The 17,550-nt window shown below is 53.7% G+C and carries 18 protein-coding genes and 1 pseudogene; 10 read left to right on the top strand and 9 right to left on the bottom strand.

Annotated features, from left to right (window positions below; genetic code table 11):
• Nucleotides 1–15 precede the first annotated feature (15 nt).
• The 4 genes from TU92_RS14195 (at nucleotide 16) to TU92_RS14210 (ending at nucleotide 3,087) form a co-directional block, all read left to right on the top strand.
• Nucleotides 16–753 carry an amino acid ABC transporter ATP-binding protein gene (locus TU92_RS14195; RefSeq protein WP_112167873.1) on the top strand — a complete coding sequence of 246 codons (738 nt, stop codon included), beginning with the start codon at nucleotides 16–18 and terminating at the stop codon, nucleotides 751–753.
• 18 nt (nucleotides 754–771) lie between these two features.
• Nucleotides 772–1,599: a transporter substrate-binding domain-containing protein gene (locus TU92_RS14200; protein ID WP_112167874.1), complete on the top strand. Its 828-nt coding sequence runs from the start codon at nucleotides 772–774 to the stop codon at nucleotides 1,597–1,599.
• A gap of 82 nt (nucleotides 1,600–1,681) precedes the next feature.
• Nucleotides 1,682–2,374 (top strand): amino acid ABC transporter permease, encoded by a 693-nt coding sequence (locus TU92_RS14205; protein WP_208640484.1) that lies wholly within the window; start codon nucleotides 1,682–1,684, stop codon nucleotides 2,372–2,374.
• A gap of 20 nt (nucleotides 2,375–2,394) precedes the next feature.
• Nucleotides 2,395–3,087, top strand: coding sequence for an amino acid ABC transporter permease (locus TU92_RS14210; protein ID WP_112167876.1), 693 nt, complete (start codon nucleotides 2,395–2,397; stop codon nucleotides 3,085–3,087).
• Nucleotides 3,088–3,206: 119 nt separating this feature from the next.
• Here the strand turns inward: TU92_RS14210 and TU92_RS14215 are convergent.
• Nucleotides 3,207–3,389: pseudogene (locus TU92_RS14215) on the bottom strand (SDR family oxidoreductase); the annotation flags it as partial.
• A gap of 72 nt (nucleotides 3,390–3,461) precedes the next feature.
• Between TU92_RS14215 and TU92_RS14220 the strand changes: the two are divergent.
• Entirely contained in the window at nucleotides 3,462–3,650 is a 189-nt protein-coding gene (locus tag TU92_RS14220; protein WP_244207816.1) for a type 2 periplasmic-binding domain-containing protein, read from the top strand.
• Nucleotides 3,651–3,812: 162 nt separating this feature from the next.
• Here the strand turns inward: TU92_RS14220 and TU92_RS14225 are convergent, their stop codons facing one another.
• The gene (locus TU92_RS14225) at nucleotides 3,813–4,448 is read right to left on the bottom strand and encodes a helix-turn-helix domain-containing protein (RefSeq protein ID WP_112167877.1); all 636 of its coding nucleotides are present in this window, start codon (nucleotides 4,446–4,448) and stop codon (nucleotides 3,813–3,815) included.
• Nucleotides 4,449–5,021: 573 nt separating this feature from the next.
• Here TU92_RS14225 and TU92_RS14230 point away from each other — a divergent pair.
• From TU92_RS14230 to TU92_RS14240, 3 genes are all read left to right on the top strand, one after another.
• Nucleotides 5,022–5,276, top strand: a complete 255-nt coding sequence (locus TU92_RS14230; protein WP_136627590.1) for a hypothetical protein — start codon at nucleotides 5,022–5,024, stop codon at nucleotides 5,274–5,276.
• Nucleotides 5,277–5,694: 418 nt separating this feature from the next.
• Nucleotides 5,695–7,080, top strand: a complete 1,386-nt coding sequence (locus TU92_RS14235; RefSeq protein ID WP_112167879.1) for a diaminobutyrate--2-oxoglutarate transaminase — start codon at nucleotides 5,695–5,697, stop codon at nucleotides 7,078–7,080.
• An 18-nt stretch (nucleotides 7,081–7,098) separates the two neighbouring features.
• Nucleotides 7,099–8,571 (top strand): pyridoxal phosphate-dependent decarboxylase family protein, encoded by a 1,473-nt coding sequence (locus tag TU92_RS14240; protein WP_112167940.1) that lies wholly within the window; start codon nucleotides 7,099–7,101, stop codon nucleotides 8,569–8,571.
• Between the two features lie 116 nt (nucleotides 8,572–8,687).
• Here the strand turns inward: TU92_RS14240 and TU92_RS14245 are convergent, their stop codons facing one another.
• The 5 genes from TU92_RS14245 to TU92_RS14265 are packed head-to-tail and all read right to left on the bottom strand — an operon-like array spanning nucleotide 8,688 to nucleotide 14,581.
• Nucleotides 8,688–9,455: a FadR/GntR family transcriptional regulator gene (locus tag TU92_RS14245; protein WP_112167880.1), complete on the bottom strand. Its 768-nt coding sequence runs from the start codon at nucleotides 9,453–9,455 to the stop codon at nucleotides 8,688–8,690.
• Between the two features lie 16 nt (nucleotides 9,456–9,471).
• On the bottom strand, nucleotides 9,472–10,257 hold the full coding sequence (locus tag TU92_RS14250) for an ATP-binding cassette domain-containing protein (RefSeq protein WP_112167881.1): 786 nt from the start codon (nucleotides 10,255–10,257) through the stop codon (nucleotides 9,472–9,474).
• Nucleotides 10,254–12,050: a dipeptide/oligopeptide/nickel ABC transporter permease/ATP-binding protein gene (locus TU92_RS14255; RefSeq protein ID WP_112167882.1), complete on the bottom strand. Its 1,797-nt coding sequence runs from the start codon at nucleotides 12,048–12,050 to the stop codon at nucleotides 10,254–10,256. The genes TU92_RS14250 and TU92_RS14255 overlap by 4 nt, the downstream gene beginning before the upstream one ends.
• Nucleotides 12,047–12,994, bottom strand: coding sequence for an ABC transporter permease (locus tag TU92_RS14260; RefSeq protein ID WP_112167883.1), 948 nt, complete (start codon nucleotides 12,992–12,994; stop codon nucleotides 12,047–12,049). Before TU92_RS14260 ends, TU92_RS14255 begins: the two co-directional genes overlap by 4 nt.
• Before the next feature lie 12 nt (nucleotides 12,995–13,006).
• Nucleotides 13,007–14,581, bottom strand: coding sequence for an ABC transporter substrate-binding protein (locus TU92_RS14265; RefSeq protein WP_112167884.1), 1,575 nt, complete (start codon nucleotides 14,579–14,581; stop codon nucleotides 13,007–13,009).
• A 144-nt stretch (nucleotides 14,582–14,725) separates the two neighbouring features.
• On the opposite strand from TU92_RS14265, the gene TU92_RS14270 reads away from it, so the two are divergent.
• Nucleotides 14,726–15,439 (top strand): DUF1028 domain-containing protein, encoded by a 714-nt coding sequence (locus TU92_RS14270; protein ID WP_112167885.1) that lies wholly within the window; start codon nucleotides 14,726–14,728, stop codon nucleotides 15,437–15,439.
• On the opposite strand, the gene TU92_RS14275 is transcribed toward TU92_RS14270, so the two are convergent.
• Entirely contained in the window at nucleotides 15,381–15,626 is a 246-nt protein-coding gene (locus tag TU92_RS14275) for a DUF1272 domain-containing protein (RefSeq protein WP_112167886.1), read from the bottom strand. The genes TU92_RS14270 and TU92_RS14275 overlap by 59 nt on opposite strands.
• A gap of 270 nt (nucleotides 15,627–15,896) precedes the next feature.
• On the opposite strand from TU92_RS14275, the gene TU92_RS14280 reads away from it, so the two are divergent.
• Nucleotides 15,897–16,121, top strand: a complete 225-nt coding sequence (locus TU92_RS14280) for a hypothetical protein (protein ID WP_112167887.1) — start codon at nucleotides 15,897–15,899, stop codon at nucleotides 16,119–16,121.
• A 268-nt stretch (nucleotides 16,122–16,389) separates the two neighbouring features.
• Here the strand turns inward: TU92_RS14280 and TU92_RS14285 are convergent, their stop codons facing one another.
• Nucleotides 16,390–17,499 carry an S-(hydroxymethyl)glutathione dehydrogenase/class III alcohol dehydrogenase gene (locus tag TU92_RS14285; RefSeq protein ID WP_112167888.1) on the bottom strand — a complete coding sequence of 370 codons (1,110 nt, stop codon included), beginning with the start codon at nucleotides 17,497–17,499 and terminating at the stop codon, nucleotides 16,390–16,392.
• Nucleotides 17,500–17,550: the final 51 nt, after the last annotated feature.

Here is a 17,550-nt window from a genome sequence, read left to right on the forward strand (position 1 = left end):
AGGAATTCACCCTAAATGCTTGAACTCGACAATATAAAGCTCTCTTACGGCAGCTCACAAATCCTCAACGGCGTGAACCTGTCGGTAAAACGCGGAGACGTGGTGTCCATTATCGGGCCGAGTGGCACCGGTAAAACCACGCTGCTGCGTTGTATCAACTATCTGGCCAAACCGTCGTCCGGCAACATCACGTTCGATCAGATCCGCATGGATTATCAGTCTGTGAACAAGGCCGCCGTTCAGGCGATCCGCCTGCGCACGGCGATGGTCTTCCAGCAATTCAACGTGTTCAAAAACATGACGGTCATTCAGAACGTCATGGATCCGCTGATGGTAGTGCAACGCAAGTCAGAGGATGAGGCGCGTAAAATCGCGCTGGAAGAACTGGATCGTGTTGGCCTCTCAGCGAAGCGCGATCACTATCCGTCACAGCTTTCCGGCGGGCAGCTGCAACGCACGGGTATCGCCCGCGCGCTGGCGGTGCGCCCGGATGTCATCCTCTTCGACGAACCGACTTCATCGCTGGATCCGGAACTCGTTGGCGAAGTGCTGAAAGTCATCAAAGACGTCACTTCATCCGGCATCACCTCGCTGCTGGTCACTCATGAGATGCAGTTTGCGAAAAGCGTCTCCAGCCGCATCGTGTTTATGGATAAAGGCGTCGTCGCCTCCGAAGGGAGTCCGGCCGACATTTTCGATACACCATCCAATCCGCGACTTGCACAGTTCCTGAATTCTGAACACTCACTCTAATAAAAAAGGATCCAAACAATGCCTGCAAACAACACCACTTTCCGTCGCCGTCTCAGCCTGAGCGTTCTGGGCACCGTGGCTATCGCTGTCTCTGCCATGAGCACTGGCTATGCCGAGACCGTTCGAACCATCAAGATTGCCACGGCGGCGGAGTCCAAACCGCTGTCATGGGGCGCTATCGGCGTTGAGCCACAAGGCTATGAGCCTGATCTGTTGCGCGCCATCAACGCGAAGCTGCCGCAGTACAAATTTGTGCTGGAAGGTGCGGCGGATATCGCCCAGGAAACCGGGCTGGCAACCGGTAAATACGATATGGCGACCGGCGGTTTTTACATCGCACCGGCGCGCAGTAAGCAGTTCTTGATCCCGGCTACCCCGATGGGTGCCAGCCTGATGAAGATCTACAGCCGTAAAGACAGCAACCTTAATGACATTAAATCCCTGGTCGGTAAGAAAATTGTGCCGGTGACGGCAGGCGGCGGGGTCTACAAGTTTGTGAACCAGTGGCAGCAGGAAAACCCGGATTATAAAGTGACCATCACTGCCTCCAGCGCCGGTGTGCCTTATCCGGACCGCCTGAAAGAAGTCCAGAGCGGCAAATATGACGCGCTGATCCTGCCGTCGAATCTCGGTGAACAAACCGTCATCGACAACCAGAAACTGAACATTCAGGCCAGCGAACCGGTTTCTATCAACAATACCTATGTGCTTATCCACCGCTCGGACGAAAACCAGCCGCTGGCAGATGACGTGAACAAAGCGCTGAAAGAACTGAAAGACGACGGCACCATGGACAAGCTCTCGCAGAAGTGGTTCGGCGAAGACGTTGTGCAATACATGAAGTAAGGCGCGAGGCGCATATGACTGCTTTCTGCAACGGTGATAGCCGAATTTACAACCAGGAGAATTGAACGTGGAACTCTCATCAATGATCCCTGAGCTGCTTTCGGCTTTGCCGTTGACGCTCGCGATTATGTTTGTGGCGCTTGTCGCCGGTTTCGTGCTGGCAATAATGGCGACCGTTTTACGGGTTCGCAGGATCCCGGTACTCAGCCAGCTGGCGGATCTGTACGTCTCGTATGCCCGCAGCGTGCCGGTGGTACTGCAACTGTTCGTCGCATTCTACGGGCTGCCGGTGGTCGTGGGGCTGTTCGGCATGAAGGATTTTATTACGCCGACGCTGGCCTCGATGGTCGGGCTGAGCCTGTATCACGGCGGATATTTGTCAGAAGTGATTCGCCCGGCCTATCTGGCGGTTGAGCGAGGTCAGCACGATGCGGCGGACAGTCTGGGCTACACCTTCCGTCAGAAAATAACCCGCATCGCAGGCCCGCAGGCGCTGCACATCGGCTTACCCGGCTACGGCAATGCGGTCATTTATATGATCCACAACGTGGCGCTGGTGATGTACATCGGTGCGGCGGATGTGATGGCGACAGCGCACCTGATCATGGAACGTTCGTATAACCAGTATCAGTTCGGCACCTATCTGGTGCTGGGGGTGATCTACTCCATGCTGTGCCTGATTTCGTGGCTGATTATTCGTTTCTTTGAGCTGCGTTTTGCCCGTTACCATTCCAAAACGGCACCGGCGAAAATTAAACTCACCGCGAGCATCTGACGCAGAGAAGGGTTTTAACTATGTTTGATATTGATGTTTTGCTGCCGGATTTCCTGAGTATTCTTGACGCCGTGCCGGTCACACTGGCCATGGCGTTGACGATTTTTATCTTCTCAACGCTGGTGGGGGGCCTGTTTGCGCTGATCGAATACCGGAAAATCCCGGTGCTGCGCGAACTGGTGGTGGCGTACAAAATTGCCTTCAAAGGCATTCCGATGGTGGTGATGATTTTTCTCGCATACTACGGCCTGCCACCGGCGCTGCACTTCATCGCCTCGCTGTTTGGCGTCAGCTACAACGCGCACTCGCTGCCGAACTGGACGATTGTGATTGTCGCGTTGACGGCCTGTGTGGCTGCGTTTCAGGCGGAGGTGATCAAAGGGGCGCTCAATTCGTTTGATACCGGTCAGTCCGACGCGGCCCATTCGCTGGGGTATAAAAATAGCCAGCTGTTCCGGCGTGTAATGTTCCCGCAGGTGATCATCGCGGCGATCCCCGATCTGGCGAACTCGTTTATGGTGATTATGAAGGCGCTGTCACTGGCATTCGCCATTGAAGTGGTGGACATTTTCGCCCAGGCGCAGCTTACCGCCGCGCTGAATTACTATTATCTTGAGGCATTTCTGGTCGCGGTAGTGTTCTACATGGTGATCGCCTACGTGGTCACCAAAATCGCCGACAAGCTTGAGGCAAGGCTCAGGATCCGCACCTGAGAGAGGGGGAGCAACGTTTTTAGATCTCCGGTCCGCTGAGCACAAAATTCAGCGGGCCGGATTGCGAAAAGGGTTGCGGTGACGTTGACATTATCGGGCCTAAGCCACATCAGGCCTTCTTAAGGCTTCAGCTCGCCATACTTATACGATGCCGTTACTCCGCCATCTATTAAGATATCGCTGCCGCTGATGTAGGTGCCATTTGGCCCGAAGAGAAACTCTGCCAATGCACCGATTTCATCAGGGGTGCCGCCGCGACCGGCGGGGGATTTAGCGAGCATATTTTTATAAAATCCCCCACGCAGCCAGCATTTGTTGCTTCTGATATTGCCAGCGAACTGTCTGCCGCACTGGCTGGCAGAACCTACAGTCAGATGGCGGATATTTCTGTGCGTCTGTATTTACAACGCGGAGAGCTGGTGAATGTGTTACCAGAACTTAATTTTAAAGCCTGGCAACTGTATATTTTCCGCCCGCACCAGCCTTTACTGCCTGCCCGCACCCGTCTGGTCTTTGATCTGCTGACGCAGATCCTCAAAGACCTGTTTCGGGAATCAAAATAGGACGGCAGTTCAGCGCTTATCCATCACCAGACTCATCGCCGCAGGCGGCACCGTCAGCGGCCATTTTATATACCTTCAGACTCTGCTTTGTTAATCAACATGACAAAACTGCTTTTTTTGTTATTTTCCGCACCGGAGGAGTTTTCCGGCGCGGGTACAGAGCTAGTATTTCTTAGGCAGTTTTCGGGAAATTGAAATCATTTTCCCTCTGCAGACCTCGATGTATCCGCCTTTGCGGAGGGTAGAGATAATACTGACAATGCCGCTTTTTGAAAGATTGCTACGATATTTTATATAATTAATTATGCTGGTTTTTATTCTGATTTCATAAGGTAATTTTTCGAGTTCATACAATAATCCGCGAACCATTTCATAGGCAGTTCTATTGACTAATAGCTCAATTCTGCTGGCAGTATAATCATTGAGGTAAGCCTGATAATCGAGAACTGTTTTTATCAAATTATGTGCGCTGATCAACTCCACGCACTGCTTTAATGGCAGTGTTTTTACAACGCATTGGTGATGTAATCGGAAGCGGTAGTGATTATATCGGTAAAGAGAGCCCTCAATGCCTAAGATGAATGGCGCCATAGCAGAAGCATAGAGTAAATTGTCAGAGGTTTTATAGATATCCATCTTTCCCTCACACAGCAACAAGACGAGCAACTCACCATTTTCCACAAATTCAAAGTCTTTGCCCTCAGGTTCAATATGCACATCTTTAGCGTTTTGCTTAAAAATGTTTATTAATTTAACGATTGCAGCTTCATTTTTGACGGGCTCATTGATCGATTTCATTGCCTCACCTAAAAATCATAAAGCATATATCTTCAAGCCTTAGCCTCAGGGTTAAGGTGTGCGTAGTTTTCAATTTCTCGTATAAGGTAACAGATAATTCTCTGATTATTTTTTACTTCAATGAATGCTCCGCCAGTAACGGAGTGGGGTAATCTGCGGAAATTCAACAGGGTCAGATAATTGTCGTGCCGGGGCCCTGTAGAATGAGGGCTAAACTCAATTAATTTTTTAATGCAGCGGAAAATACATTCCCGTCATTTGGATTTACGGGATATTTAAAGTGATGTAAAAGGGTGTTATTGTATTATGAATGCATTGCTGTTTTTTTATTATTTATATACTGAGATGGAAATCTCAATTTTATGTTATTAATCCAATGAACTAAACACTTACGCTAATTATAGATCCTTTTTTTTGTGAGGGTAGCGGTTAAAAGTACCATTATTGTACTTTATCACTATTATTACACGATCCATTTTTCATGCTATAAAGTGTAATTGCCTCAGGCAGTTAGTAATTGATCACTCTGCTTGTGAGTAAATTCGTAAGGAATATAACTTAAGGAACATGCTCATGAAATTGCTAAGAAATAAATCGGATTTCAGGGAGTGGATGATGAAAGATTTTATTAAAATAAAAAGTGAATGGTATCCGTTGGATTATATTGATGCGGAAAGTGAACTCGAATTGGGTATGCCGGATTCTTTTCCCTGTCTGGCTTACAGTGTCTCGGGCAGGAATGCCTTAGAACCAGAAGTTCCTGCATTTATGTCCCGTGAGGAATTACAACACTGGTTAGAAATGATGAAATCAACTGAAGAACATTAGGATTTCATAAATATCAAGGTTTTATAATACAGAGGATCAGTGGCTAAGGATTGGGCATAAGCCTCACTGCGATAAAGAGTTCGACTGCCCATCACTGATCCTTTTAGGCCACAAAATGCCATCAATCCTCCCCCGTCGGCACCGCCACATTCCCCTCGTTTAGCCCCTCTGTGCGCACCTTTAACCGCAATTTTGTGCCTTAATATTGCCCCTATATGTGTGCCATGACAGCATTATCGGTCATAAAATCAGCATCTTATTGATTCGTATGCAAAAGAATAAACAATTCTATACAAAATAAATTATTGAGCCGGGGGCAAAAAAGCCATATATTGGCCGCGATTTTTCACGGTAGTTACCTTTTTAATTCATTTATTCAACTTAGTCGTTAGCGATAACACTCGGTTGTAGGAGAGATATGATGACGGATAAAGTCCGTATTGATAATTTAGGTGCGAATTCATTACATGGAAACAATGAAACCTATTTGGCGAGACAAGCTGAATTTGAATCGAACGTCAGGAGCTATCCACGTAAATTGCCGTTAGCGATTGCTAAAGCAAACGGCGTGTGGATTACAGATGTTGAAGATAATCAATATCTTGACTGCCTGGCGGGCGCAGGAACGTTAGCCCTTGGACATAACCATCCTGACGTGCTGCAAAGCATCCAAACTGTCATTACCAGCGGCTTGCCGTTACATACACTGGATCTGACAACGCCGTTGAAAGACCAGTTCTCTGAATATCTGCTTTCTTTATTGCCGCAACAGGGCAAAGAGTATTGCCTGCAGTTCACCGGCCCGTCTGGCGCCGATGCGGTTGAAGCCGCGCTGAAACTGGCCAAAAAGTATACAGGCCGTTCTGGCGTGATCAGCTTCTCCGGCGGCTATCATGGCATGACTCATGGCGCGCTGGCGGTCACAGGTAACCTGTCTCCGAAAGAAGCCGTTAACGGCATGATGCCTGAAGTGCAGTTTATGCCTTACCCGCACCAGTACCGTTGCCCGCTGGGCATTGGCGGTGACGCCGGCGTTAAAGCATTGACGTACTACTTCGATAACCTGATCAACGACGTTGAAAGCGGCGTGCGTAAGCCTGCTGCGGTCATTCTGGAAGCCGTTCAGGGTGAAGGCGGCGTGAACCCGGCGCCTGCCGAATGGTTGCAGCGCATCCGTAAAGTGACTCAGGAACACGGCATTCTGCTGATCCTCGACGAAGTTCAGGCTGGCTTCTGCCGTACCGGCAAACAGTTCGCCTTCGAACACGCAGGGATTGAGCCGGACATCATCGTGATGTCTAAAGCTGTCGGCGGTGGCTTGCCACTGGCCGTTCTGGGGATCAAAAAACAGTTCGACGCCTGGTCTCCGGGTCATCACACCGGTACATTCCGCGGCAACCAGCTGGCAATGGCGACCGGCCTGACCACGCTGAGAATTCTCAAAGAAGAGAAGATTGCCGAAAAAGTAGCGGCACAGGGCGAGTGGCTGAAAGGCAAACTGGCTGATATGCAAAAACGTTACCCGGTGATGGGCAACGTGCGCGGTCTGGGCCTGATGATCGGCATTGAGATCGTGAAACCGAATGAAGCGCAGGATCACATGGGTTGCTACCCGGCTGACGGCGATTTGTCTGCGCTGTTGCAGAAAAAATGCTTCGAAGCAGGCCTGATCCTTGAACGCGGTGGCCGTAATGGCTGCGTTCTGCGTCTGCTGCCATCCCTGCTGATCACCAATGATGAACTGGGTATTTTCCTGGATAAATTTGAACAGGCCCTGTTAGCGGCTGGCGTCAAACCTGTCTGAGTGGAGTGAATGACCGCGATGTCCGAGTTAAACCCGATTCTGGCGGCTTCAGCGCAAAGCACTGAAGCGTACCAGCAGGCGATTGCACAGAGCAGCGCAGCTGTTGTGCAGTGGCTGCAACAACCTGAGATGTATCAGGGGAAATCCGTTGCCGAACTGCGTGAGCGCATTACGCTTGATTTCAATCCAAACGGCCTGGGCAATCAGGCCGCCATTGAACGTGCGATTGAGTACTTTTTAAAAGACAGCCTGTCGGTGCATCACCCGCAGTGCGTCGCGCATTTACATTGCCCGAGCCTGGTGATCAGCCAGGCCGCTGAAGTGTTGATTAACGCCACTAACCAGAGCATGGACTCCTGGGACCAAAGCCCGTCAGCCACCATCATTGAGATGAAGCTGATTGAATGGCTGCGAACTCAGGTCGGCTATCAGGCTGGCGATGCGGGTGTGTTCACCAGCGGTGGCACCCAGAGTAACCTGATGGGGCTGATGCTGGCGCGTGACGCCTTCTTCGCCCGTCAGGGGCACTCTGTTCAGCAAGACGGTCTGGTCGGTAACCTGAAAAAGATCAAAGTGTTCTGTTCTGAAAATGCCCATTTCTCGGTGCAGAAGAATATGGCGTTGCTGGGTCTGGGCTATCAGTCGGTCACTCTGGTGAAAACTGATGCGTTTGCCCGCATGGACGTTAACGATCTGAAAGAGAAACTTGCTACGGCGCAGGCCAACGGCGAGCAGATTCTGGCGATTGTGGCGACTGCAGGTACCACCGACGCAGGTGCGATTGATCCACTGCGTGAGATTGCTGAACTTGCGGCACAGCATCAGATCTGGGTGCATGTGGATGCAGCATGGGGCGGTGCGCTGTTGCTGTCTGAAAAATATCGCGACTATCTGGATGGCATCGAGTTAGTGGATTCCATCACGCTGGACTTCCACAAGCAGTTCTTCCAGACCATCAGCTGCGGCGCGTTCCTGCTTAAAGAAGCGCGTCACTATGAGCTGATGCGCTACCAGGCGGCTTACCTGAATTCCGAGTTTGACGAAGAAGCGGGCGTGCCGAATCTGGTGTCCAAATCGTTGCAAACCACCCGCCGTTTCGATGCGCTGAAATTGTGGATGGGTCTGGAAGCATTAGGGCAGAAGCAGTATGCCGAAATTATCGACCACGGCGTGACGCTGGCACAAGATGTGGCGAAGTTCGTCACCGCTGAGCCGTCGCTGGAACTGGTCATGCAGCCACAGCTGGCAAGCGTGCTGTTCCGCTACCGTCCTGAGCAACTGGGCAACAGCAGCGATGCGGCTATCGCACTGCTGAACCAGAAGATCGGCGATGCACTGCTGGACTCAGGGCGCGCTAACGTGGGTGTTACCGAGCACAACGGCGTGACCTGTCTGAAGCTGACCCTGCTGAACCCGACCGTGACGCTGGATGATGTGAAAGTCCTGCTGGCGCTGGTGGATAAAACCGCTCAGCAACTTCTGAACGCGTAAGACAGGGTTTTGCGTTAGTACGCATTAATCAGTACGCATTAAAAAGCCGGTGACATGAAAATGTGGCCGGCTTTTTTGTGTCTGAATCTCAGCGAAACAACGCGTCTTTAGTCAGGTTATCGCTCACTTAAAAACCTGTCCTCAAGCGTCGCCTCTAACCCAAGCATGGCGTCTTCGGCGTGCTGCATGTGTTCGGTCATGATTTGCTGTACGGCCTCGGCGTCCTGACGGCGCATGGCGTCGATCAGCTTATATTGATAGTCGATTCCCGTGCTGCGCTCCACCGGTTCCGGGCGCTGGTAGATGTCTTTGCAGACGGCCAGATCTTTCAGCAGACGTTGCAGGAAGTGGCAGATAAACGCCAGCAGGACGTTATCAGAATAACTGGCGACCACGCCGTGGAAATCCAGCTCGGCCATGCGCTGTTCCCAGCGCTCGGTTTCGTCAGCGGGCTCGTGATCGTATACGGCGATCAGCTGATGCAACTGCTCAAACCCTTTGGCGTCGATATTCCCGATGGCGCTGACCGCCACCAGCGGCTCCAGTGCTTTGCGCAGCGCGTAGATATTACTGATCGAAAGCTGGCGGGTAAAAAGGTAATTCGACAGCAAACTCATGGCGCGAGATTCGGTCATGGAATCGATAAACGCGCCGCCGCCGGGGCCAGTTTTGGTACGGATAAGCCCCTGAACCTCGAGCGATTTCAGCGCTTCGCGCACCGTGCCTTTGCCGGCGGCGTAGCGGGTGATCAGGTCTTTTTCCTGCGGCAGGCGGTCGCCCGGCAGCAGGTTTTCACTGATGATACTTTCTTTGATGGCGTCGACGATTTCGTCGGTGCGTTTACGGCGTACCGGTTCCGGCTGGTGTGATGTTTCAGTGCTCATAAATCCCTTCATCGGTTCAAACCCTTGGCGCGCTGGCCAGCAGACGTTGCGTGTAGTCGTGCTGCGGCGCGTTGAACAGCATGTCATTATCGGCGCATTCTACCAAATCCCCGTGATACATCACCGCCACGCGATCGGCAATCGACTCTACCACCGCCAGATCATGGCTGATGAACAGATAGGAGAGGCCGAAGTCGCGTTTGAGCTGATCGAGCAGCAACAGCACCTGCGCCTGCACCGAGACATCGAGCGCGCTGACCGGTTCGTCGAGCACCAGAATGCGCGCCTCGGCGGCCAGTGCGCGGGCAATCGCCAACCGCTGTGCCTGTCCGCCGGAGAACTCATGCGGAAAACCCGTCAGCGCATCGGCGGGCATTTGCACCGCCTCCATCAGTTCCAGCATCCGCGCTTTACGTCGCGCGGCAGGGTAGTCGCACAGATACCGCAGCGGAACGTCGAGCGTAGCGGCGATAGTTTTGCGCGGATTAAGCGACGCCACCGGATCCTGAAACACGTACTGGATCATCTTGCCGAACGCTTTATCGCCGCGCCGGACGTGCGCGGACATCTCTTCGCCCATCAGTTTGATGGTGCCGGACGTCGGGCGTTCCAGCCCGACCAGCATCCGCGCCAGTGTACTTTTCCCGGAGCCACTTTCGCCGACTACCGCCAGCGTCTCGCCTTTCGCAAGGCTGAACGACACGCCTTTGACCGCATTGACCTGATGCTGTTTGCCGGAAAACCAGCCGGAGGTGCTGCGGAACGTTTTCACTAATCCGCTGACTTCAATCACATTGCTCATCGTGCCTCCGGCTGTCTGTTTTCTGTGGCATAAAGCTTACCGATTTGTTCGAGGAAACCGCGCCCCTGACCGAGTTTCGGCACGCTGGCAATCAGCCTGCGGGTGTAGTCGTGTTGCGGACAGCGCAGCACCGCGCCGGTCTCTCCGGTTTCGACGATTTCACCGTGACGCATCACTGCCACGCGGTCACAGATCTGGGCGATGACGCCAAAATCATGGGTGATGAACAGCAGCGTCAGGCCGCGCTCGCGCCGCAGTTGTTGCAGCAGCTCGAGAATGCGCGCCTGCACGGTGACGTCCAGTGCGGTGGTGGGCTCATCGGCAATGATGATTTCCGGGTCATTCGACAGCGCCATGGCAATTCCGACGCGCTGCCGTTGTCCGCCAGAAAGCTGATGCGGGAAGGCGTTGAAACGCGAAGCGGCATCCTGAATGCCAACGCTTGCCAGCAGCGCCAGCGCTTTCTCTTTAGCGGCGTGGGCGGAAAGCGGCTGATGCGCCTGAATGGCTTCGATTATCTGCGCACCAATGCTGAATTGCGGATGCAGGGTAGTGAGCGGATCCTGGAAAATATAGGCTACGCGTGCGCCGCGCTGCTGTTGCAGCTGGTTTTGCGCCAGCGACAGCATCTCTTCGCCGCCGACATAAATCGCGCCGCCGGTGATTTCTCCCGGTGGGGATGACACCAGCCCCATCACCGAGAGCGCCGTGACGCTTTTCCCCGATCCGCTTTCGCCGATAAGCCCCAGACATTCGCCCTTAGCAACGTGAAAACTGACGCCTTTGACTGCGGCGACCGACTGATTACCCGAACGGAAATTCACCTGCAAATCCACCACTTCCAGCAGTGCATCACTGCCTTTTACGGCAGGCGGAACGCTGGCGCGGTTGACCGCCGTTACCGCACGGGCGCGCAGAAGAATGCCGGACTTCAGGCGCGGATCCAGCAGATCGCGGATACCGTCGCCGAGCAGATTAAAACTCATCACCAGTAAGAAAATCATCAGTCCCGGCACCACTGAAACATGCGGTGCGCTGAACATCTGCGCGCGCCCCTGACCGAGCATCGAGCCAAGATCCGCATCAGGCGGCTGCGTGCCCAGCCCGAGGAACGACAGTCCGGCGGTTTCTAAAATCATCCAGCCGACGGTGGTAGACATGGTGACGACCACAACAGGCATGACGTTAGGCAGCACTTCGGTGAGCAAAATTTGCAGATGATTTTTACCCGATAGCCGCGCCGCCTGAATAAAATCGCGCTGGCGCAGGCCGACGGTCAGGCCGCGAATATTACGGGCAAAGAACGGAATATTGACCACCGCGATGGCGTAAAGCGCGTTGAGCAGGCCGGGGCCCAGCACCGCGACGATCACCAGCGCCAGCAGAATATAAGGGAAGGCCATCAGCATATCGATCAACCGCATCAGCAGGCTGTCGGTTTTGCCCCCGGCATAGCCGGCGACCAGGCCAATCAGCGTGCCGAAAAACGCCGCCAGCAGCGTGGCGCAAATTCCCACCGCCAGCGACACGCGCGTTCCCCACAGCAGGCGGGAGAGCATGTCGCGGCCCAGCGGATCGGTGCCCAGCAGGTGGCCGGGAGAAAAAGGGGGCAGCAGGCGGTTGAGCAGATCGGTGGTGTCCGGATCGGGGATTGGCAGCAGCGGCGCGGCGAGGGCGGCGGCGAAAGCCAGTACCAGTAGCGTCAGGCCGAGCGTTGCCAGCCGGTTAGCCAGCAGCAGCGACCACAAAGGCTGACGATGACGCGACGTCGGGGGAGCAATAACCTGACTCATGATTTTAACCTCGGATCGAGAAGTGCCTGCAAAATGTCCGCGCACAGGTTGATTAATACGTAGGCCGCAGCGGCAACCAGCACGCCGCCCTGAACCAGCAGCAGGTCACGGGTGGCAACGGCTTTCACCATCATCGCGCCCAGTCCCGGCCACTGGAAAACGGTCTCGATATACACCGCGCCGCCGAGTACAAAACCGGCCTGAATGCCGATGACGGGGATCACCGACACCAGCGCCATGCGAAAGGCGTGTTTATAAATCACTTTGCGTTCAGACAGCCCTTTGGCACGGGCGGTGCGGATAAAATCCTGGCGCAGAACTTCGAGCATCGCCGTGCGGGTCAGACGGGCGATTACGCCGGTCGCCACAATCGCCAGCGTGATCGCCGGCAGGGTCAGATGGTGCAGCAGATCCCACCAGTCTCCGCCTCCCCATACGGCGTACATCCCTGACGCCGGGAACCATTGCAACTGGACGGCGAACAGCATGATCAGCAGCAGCCCTATCCAGAACGAAGGCATGGAAATCCCCAGCAAAACCAGCAGCGTGATGATGCGATCGCCCCAGCCAAACTGTCTCACCGCCGAGAAAATTCCCGCCAGCAGACCCAGTACGGTGCTGAGCAACAGTGCGCAGCCGCCGAGCAGCAGCGTCGCCCCGAAGCGCTCCATCACTTCATCAATCACTGGCCGGTTGAGCACATAAGAGCGGCCAAAATCGCCATGCAGAATATTTCCCGCCCAGATCAGATACTGCTGATACAGCGGCTTGTTCAGCCCCAGCTCCTGATTTATTCGCGCGACGTTTTCCGGCGTCGCCCAGGCACCCAGCAGCGCCTGAGCCGGATTTCCTGGGATCATCGCCATAATCAAAAAGACAATCAGCGACAACCCGATAAACACCGGAATGGTCGAGAACAGCCTTTTAAGCACGTAACTCCCCATAAATATCTCCGATTACTGTTTGGTCACCCGGTTGAGCAACAGGTTGAAGTTAGGTTGAAGCGCGAAGTGCTGAATACGCGTGGATGTCACCGCGTTCTGCTTCCAGTTAGCAACAAAAATCCACGGGGCGTCGTCGTGTACAAGCTGCTGTACCTGACGATAAAGCGCGCCGCGGGCGGCGGTATCGGTGGTCATGCGTGCTTTTTGCAGCAGGGTATCGACCTGCGGATTACTGTAATAGCCGGAATTGAAGCCGCCTTTTTTCGGCCAGGCGTCAGTGCGCAGCGTCAGGAACGGCAGGGTATCCGGATCGTTAGTCATCCACGCCATTTCGGCCATGTGAGTGCGATTGTCCAGACCGGCATTAACCTTCGACAGATAGGTGTTCCACTCGTAGGTCTGGATCGAGACGTTCAGCCCGACGGCTTTGAGATCCGCCTGAATCGCGGTCGCCATCGGGACAGGATCCAACATCCCGGATCCCCCCTCGGTGACGTAAAAGGTCAGCGTCGCACCTTCGGCACCGGCAGCTTTCAGCAGCGCACGGGCTTTGGCAGGGTCATACGGATAAGGCGTCACGTCTTTGTTGGCCGCCCAGTTAAAGGCGCGCGGAACGGGTCCGTCGGCAACGTCCGCCGATCCTTGCAAAATATTGTCAGCCAGCGACTGTTTGTTGACGGCGTAGTTGACCGCCTGCCGTACGCGCACGTCGTTGAACGGCGGTACCTGCGTATTGAGCATCACGTACCAGACGTGCGGGCCGGTGGTCTGATAGAGACGGAAGCGATTGCTTTTCTCCGCGAACAATTTGACCGTGTCGGGCGGGACTTCCACCATGGCATCAATCCCGCCGGACAGCATTTCAGCCACCCGCGTATTGCCGTCGGTGATCGGCCTGAACACCACGTTTTTGACCGCCGGTTTGCCGTCCCAGTAACTGTCATTGGCGGTTACCACCACGCGCTGATTGGCTTTCCATTCGGCAAAGGTGAATGCGCCGGTGCCGACCGGATGTCGTCCAAAGTCTTTGCCATATTTTTTCACGGCGGCGGGCGAGACAATAAGCCCGGTGGGCGTCGCGAGATTGGAAAGGAACGGTGAGAAGGGCTCTTTCAGGGTAAATACCAGCGTGTTTTCATCTGGCGTTTCGATAGTTTTTATCGACGAGAAGAAGAACGACAGCGGGAACGGGCCGGTGTTGTGCCACGGATTTTTATCATCCAGCATCCGGTCAAAGGTGAATTTAGCCGCTTCGGCATTGAACGGTGTGCCGTCCTGAAATTTCACCCCTTCGCGCAGATGAAAACGGTAGGTAAGTCCGTCCGGGCTGATTTCCCAGCGTGTGGCGAGCGCCGGTTCGATATCCAGCTTTCCTTCGCCGTTACGCACCAGTCCGTCGAAGATATTCACCAGAATGCGTGAGTCGTTGGCCGCTGTGGCAACCTGCGGATCGAGCGATTGCGGCTCCGCCACCTGACCAATTAACAGCGCATCCGCCGGGGTTTTTGCCTGCACCGGCACCTGCCACGACAGCGCGCCAAGGCAAAGACAGAGCGGGATAACACACTTTCGCAAAGCTGGCAGCATATCGACCTCGTCGCTAAGTAAAACCTGTGATGAACACCTCAGGAGAAAAATCAGGCGTTGTCCTGTCTATTATTTATGCGTATAAATAAACGTAATTGCAATAATTTATACGCATAAATTTAACCAGACTGTCACGGAGTGCTTATGACCTTTTCGATTGTCGCACGGGATCCCCATTCCGGGGCGCTGGGCGTCGCGACTGCCACCGCAGGCCCTGCCGTTGGTGCGCTGGTGGTTCATGGCCACGCGCAGACCGGTGCGATCGCCACTCAGGCGATGACCAATCCGCTGTATGGTGAACAGGGTCTGGCGCTGTTAAAGGAAAGATACGACGCTGCCGCAGCGCTGAAAAAGATACTTCAGAACGATGCGGACGCAGACCGAAGACAGGTGCTGATTGTGGACAGTCAGGGCAATACCGCGCAGTGGAGCGGTGGCGCGTGCGGCATTTGGGCGGGAAGCCTGACTGGGCGACAGTGCGTGGTGGGCGGAAACCTGCTGACCGGCGGCGAAACGCTGGAGGCGATGCTAAAAACCTATGACGAGCGCGACTCTCTGCCGTTCACCGACCGTCTGCTGGCAGCGATGAACGCCGGAGCAGAGGCCGGAGGCGACCGGCGCGGGCTGAAATCCGCGGCGCTAAAAATCTGGGACGACCGGCAATACGCCAGCGTCGATTTGCGTGCCGACTGGTCGGATGCACCGCTGCAAATGTTAGCAGACATTCTGCAACAGACCCGCGCGCCCGCTCACGCTGATTTTTTGCCGCGCTGCCCAAAGGGCGACCAGGCGGATGAAATTACTTTGCCTCGCATCCCGCCGGATTGTGTACGCGGGTCGTCGACGGCGGGTTATTAGCTAATTTACCAGCCGGACGGCGAGGACGGCTGACCAACTCCCCGCCGCAGTTGGGACAGATCCCCTTCAATTTACTGTCTGCGCACGCGGCGCAGAATGTGCATTCGAATGAACAAATCTTGGCGTCCTTCGCATCGGGCGGGAGATCTTTATCGCAACATTCACAGCCGGGTCTGAGTTCGAGCATGATTAATTATCCTCTGATGGATAGCTTATAAAAAATCTGTATGACAACAGTCAATATTTGCGATTTTTACTTTCACATATAGATTAAACTAATGTAACTTCACAACATAATTCATCATGATGATTGAAACTACTATGACTAAAATGTTTTCCTCTACCGCAATGCTTTGCGCAACCGTACCTTCTCAGCGCTTGTGCGCAACCTGGCAAAGAGGCTGCTGTTCAAAATACCTCCGGCAACAATGATGCCTGCCTCAAAGAATACACTGCTTTGAAAAAACTCAATCCGGAAGAGTTTAAAATTTATGAACAACAGTTTAAAAAACTCAATGAGAGTTTTTATATCTTCAAGAAAGAGGGAGATATGATGAACAAAGACTCCAAAGAGATGCTGGCTCTGGAGTTGAGCGACAAGAAAACCCTTATATGTGCCCGCGTCAAAAGTGCCGTATTTAAAGATGTAACGAAGCGCGCGCGTATGATTAACGACATCTAAAGCGCCGGGTCGATTAAACGATCGCCCGCTCCTGGTCGTTTTCCCCTCTCATTATTTGAGGGGGATGATATGAAAAGGTCTGATGTTTAACGTCAGGCCTTTTCTATTCCAGGCCATCAAGCCTGCCTGCTATTATTGCCTGCGTGCGGGGAAAAGCGGGGTGAGCATAAGCGAATGCTCTTTTTAGGGGAGAAGGAGGGCGGGAAACCAAAATTCTTCCCCCGCGCCTCACTCGTTAAACCTGCTTTACGCTTTCAGCAAAGTACGTTTAAAAATGGATCACCGTACGGATAGATTTACCTTCGTGCATCAGGTCGAAAGCGTCGTTAATCTTCTCCAGTTCCATGGTGTGTGTGACAAACGGCTCAAGCTCAATTTTACCCTTCATGGCATCTTCCACCATGCCCGGCAGCTCGCTTCGACCCTTCACACCACCGAAAGCAGAACCTTTCCACTGACGGCCTGTGACGAGCTGGAAAGGACGCGTAGAGATCTCTTTCCCTGCACCGGCGACGCCGATAATGACGGACTGTCCCCAGCCACGGTGTGAACTCTCCAGCGCGGCACGCATCACATTGACGTTACCGATACATTCGAAGGAATGGTCGACACCCCATCCGGTCATTTCGATAATGACTTCCTGAATCGGCTTATCAAAATCATTCGGATTAAGACATTCTGTCGCGCCGAATTTCTTCGCCAGTTCGAATTTCGCCGGATTGGTATCAATGGCAATAATGCGACCCGCTTTGGCCTGACGTGCCCCCTGAAGTGCTGCAAGGCCAATGCCGCCCAGCCCAAAGATGGCAACGGAATCACCTTCCTGAACTTTCGCGGTGTTGTGAACCGCGCCGATGCCGGTGGTGACGCCGCAGCCTAACAGGCAAACGTGTTCATGGTTGGCTTCAGGGTTGATTTTTGCCAGTGATACTTCAGCCACCACGGTGTATTCGCTAAAGGTTGAACAGCCCATATAGTGGTAGATTGGCTGGCCGTTGTAGGAAAAACGCGTTGTCCCATCAGGCATAACCCCTTTGCCCTGCGTGGCGCGAACGGCGACACACAGGTTGGTTTTACCTGATTTACAGAACAGGCATTCGCCACATTCTGCAGTGTAAAGCGGAATAACGTGATCGCCCGGCACAACGCTGGTCACACCTTCGCCCACTTCTACCACTATGCCGGCACCTTCGTGTCCCAGCACGGCCGGGAACACACCTTCAGGATCCTCACCTGAAAGGGTAAAAGCATCGGTATGGCAGACACCCGTATGGGTAATTTTTACCAGTACTTCACCGGCGCGTGGTGGCTCGACGTCAATTTCGACAATTTCAAGCGGTTTGCCGGGGCCGAAAGCGACTGCTGCACGTGATTTCATGATTTTTCCTTTTGGTAAGGTATAGGGCGATTTGAGTTTTTCAAATGGCCA

This window comes from Rahnella inusitata, from assembly GCF_003263515.1.
Taxonomy (GTDB): domain Bacteria; phylum Pseudomonadota; class Gammaproteobacteria; order Enterobacterales; family Enterobacteriaceae; genus Rahnella; species Rahnella inusitata.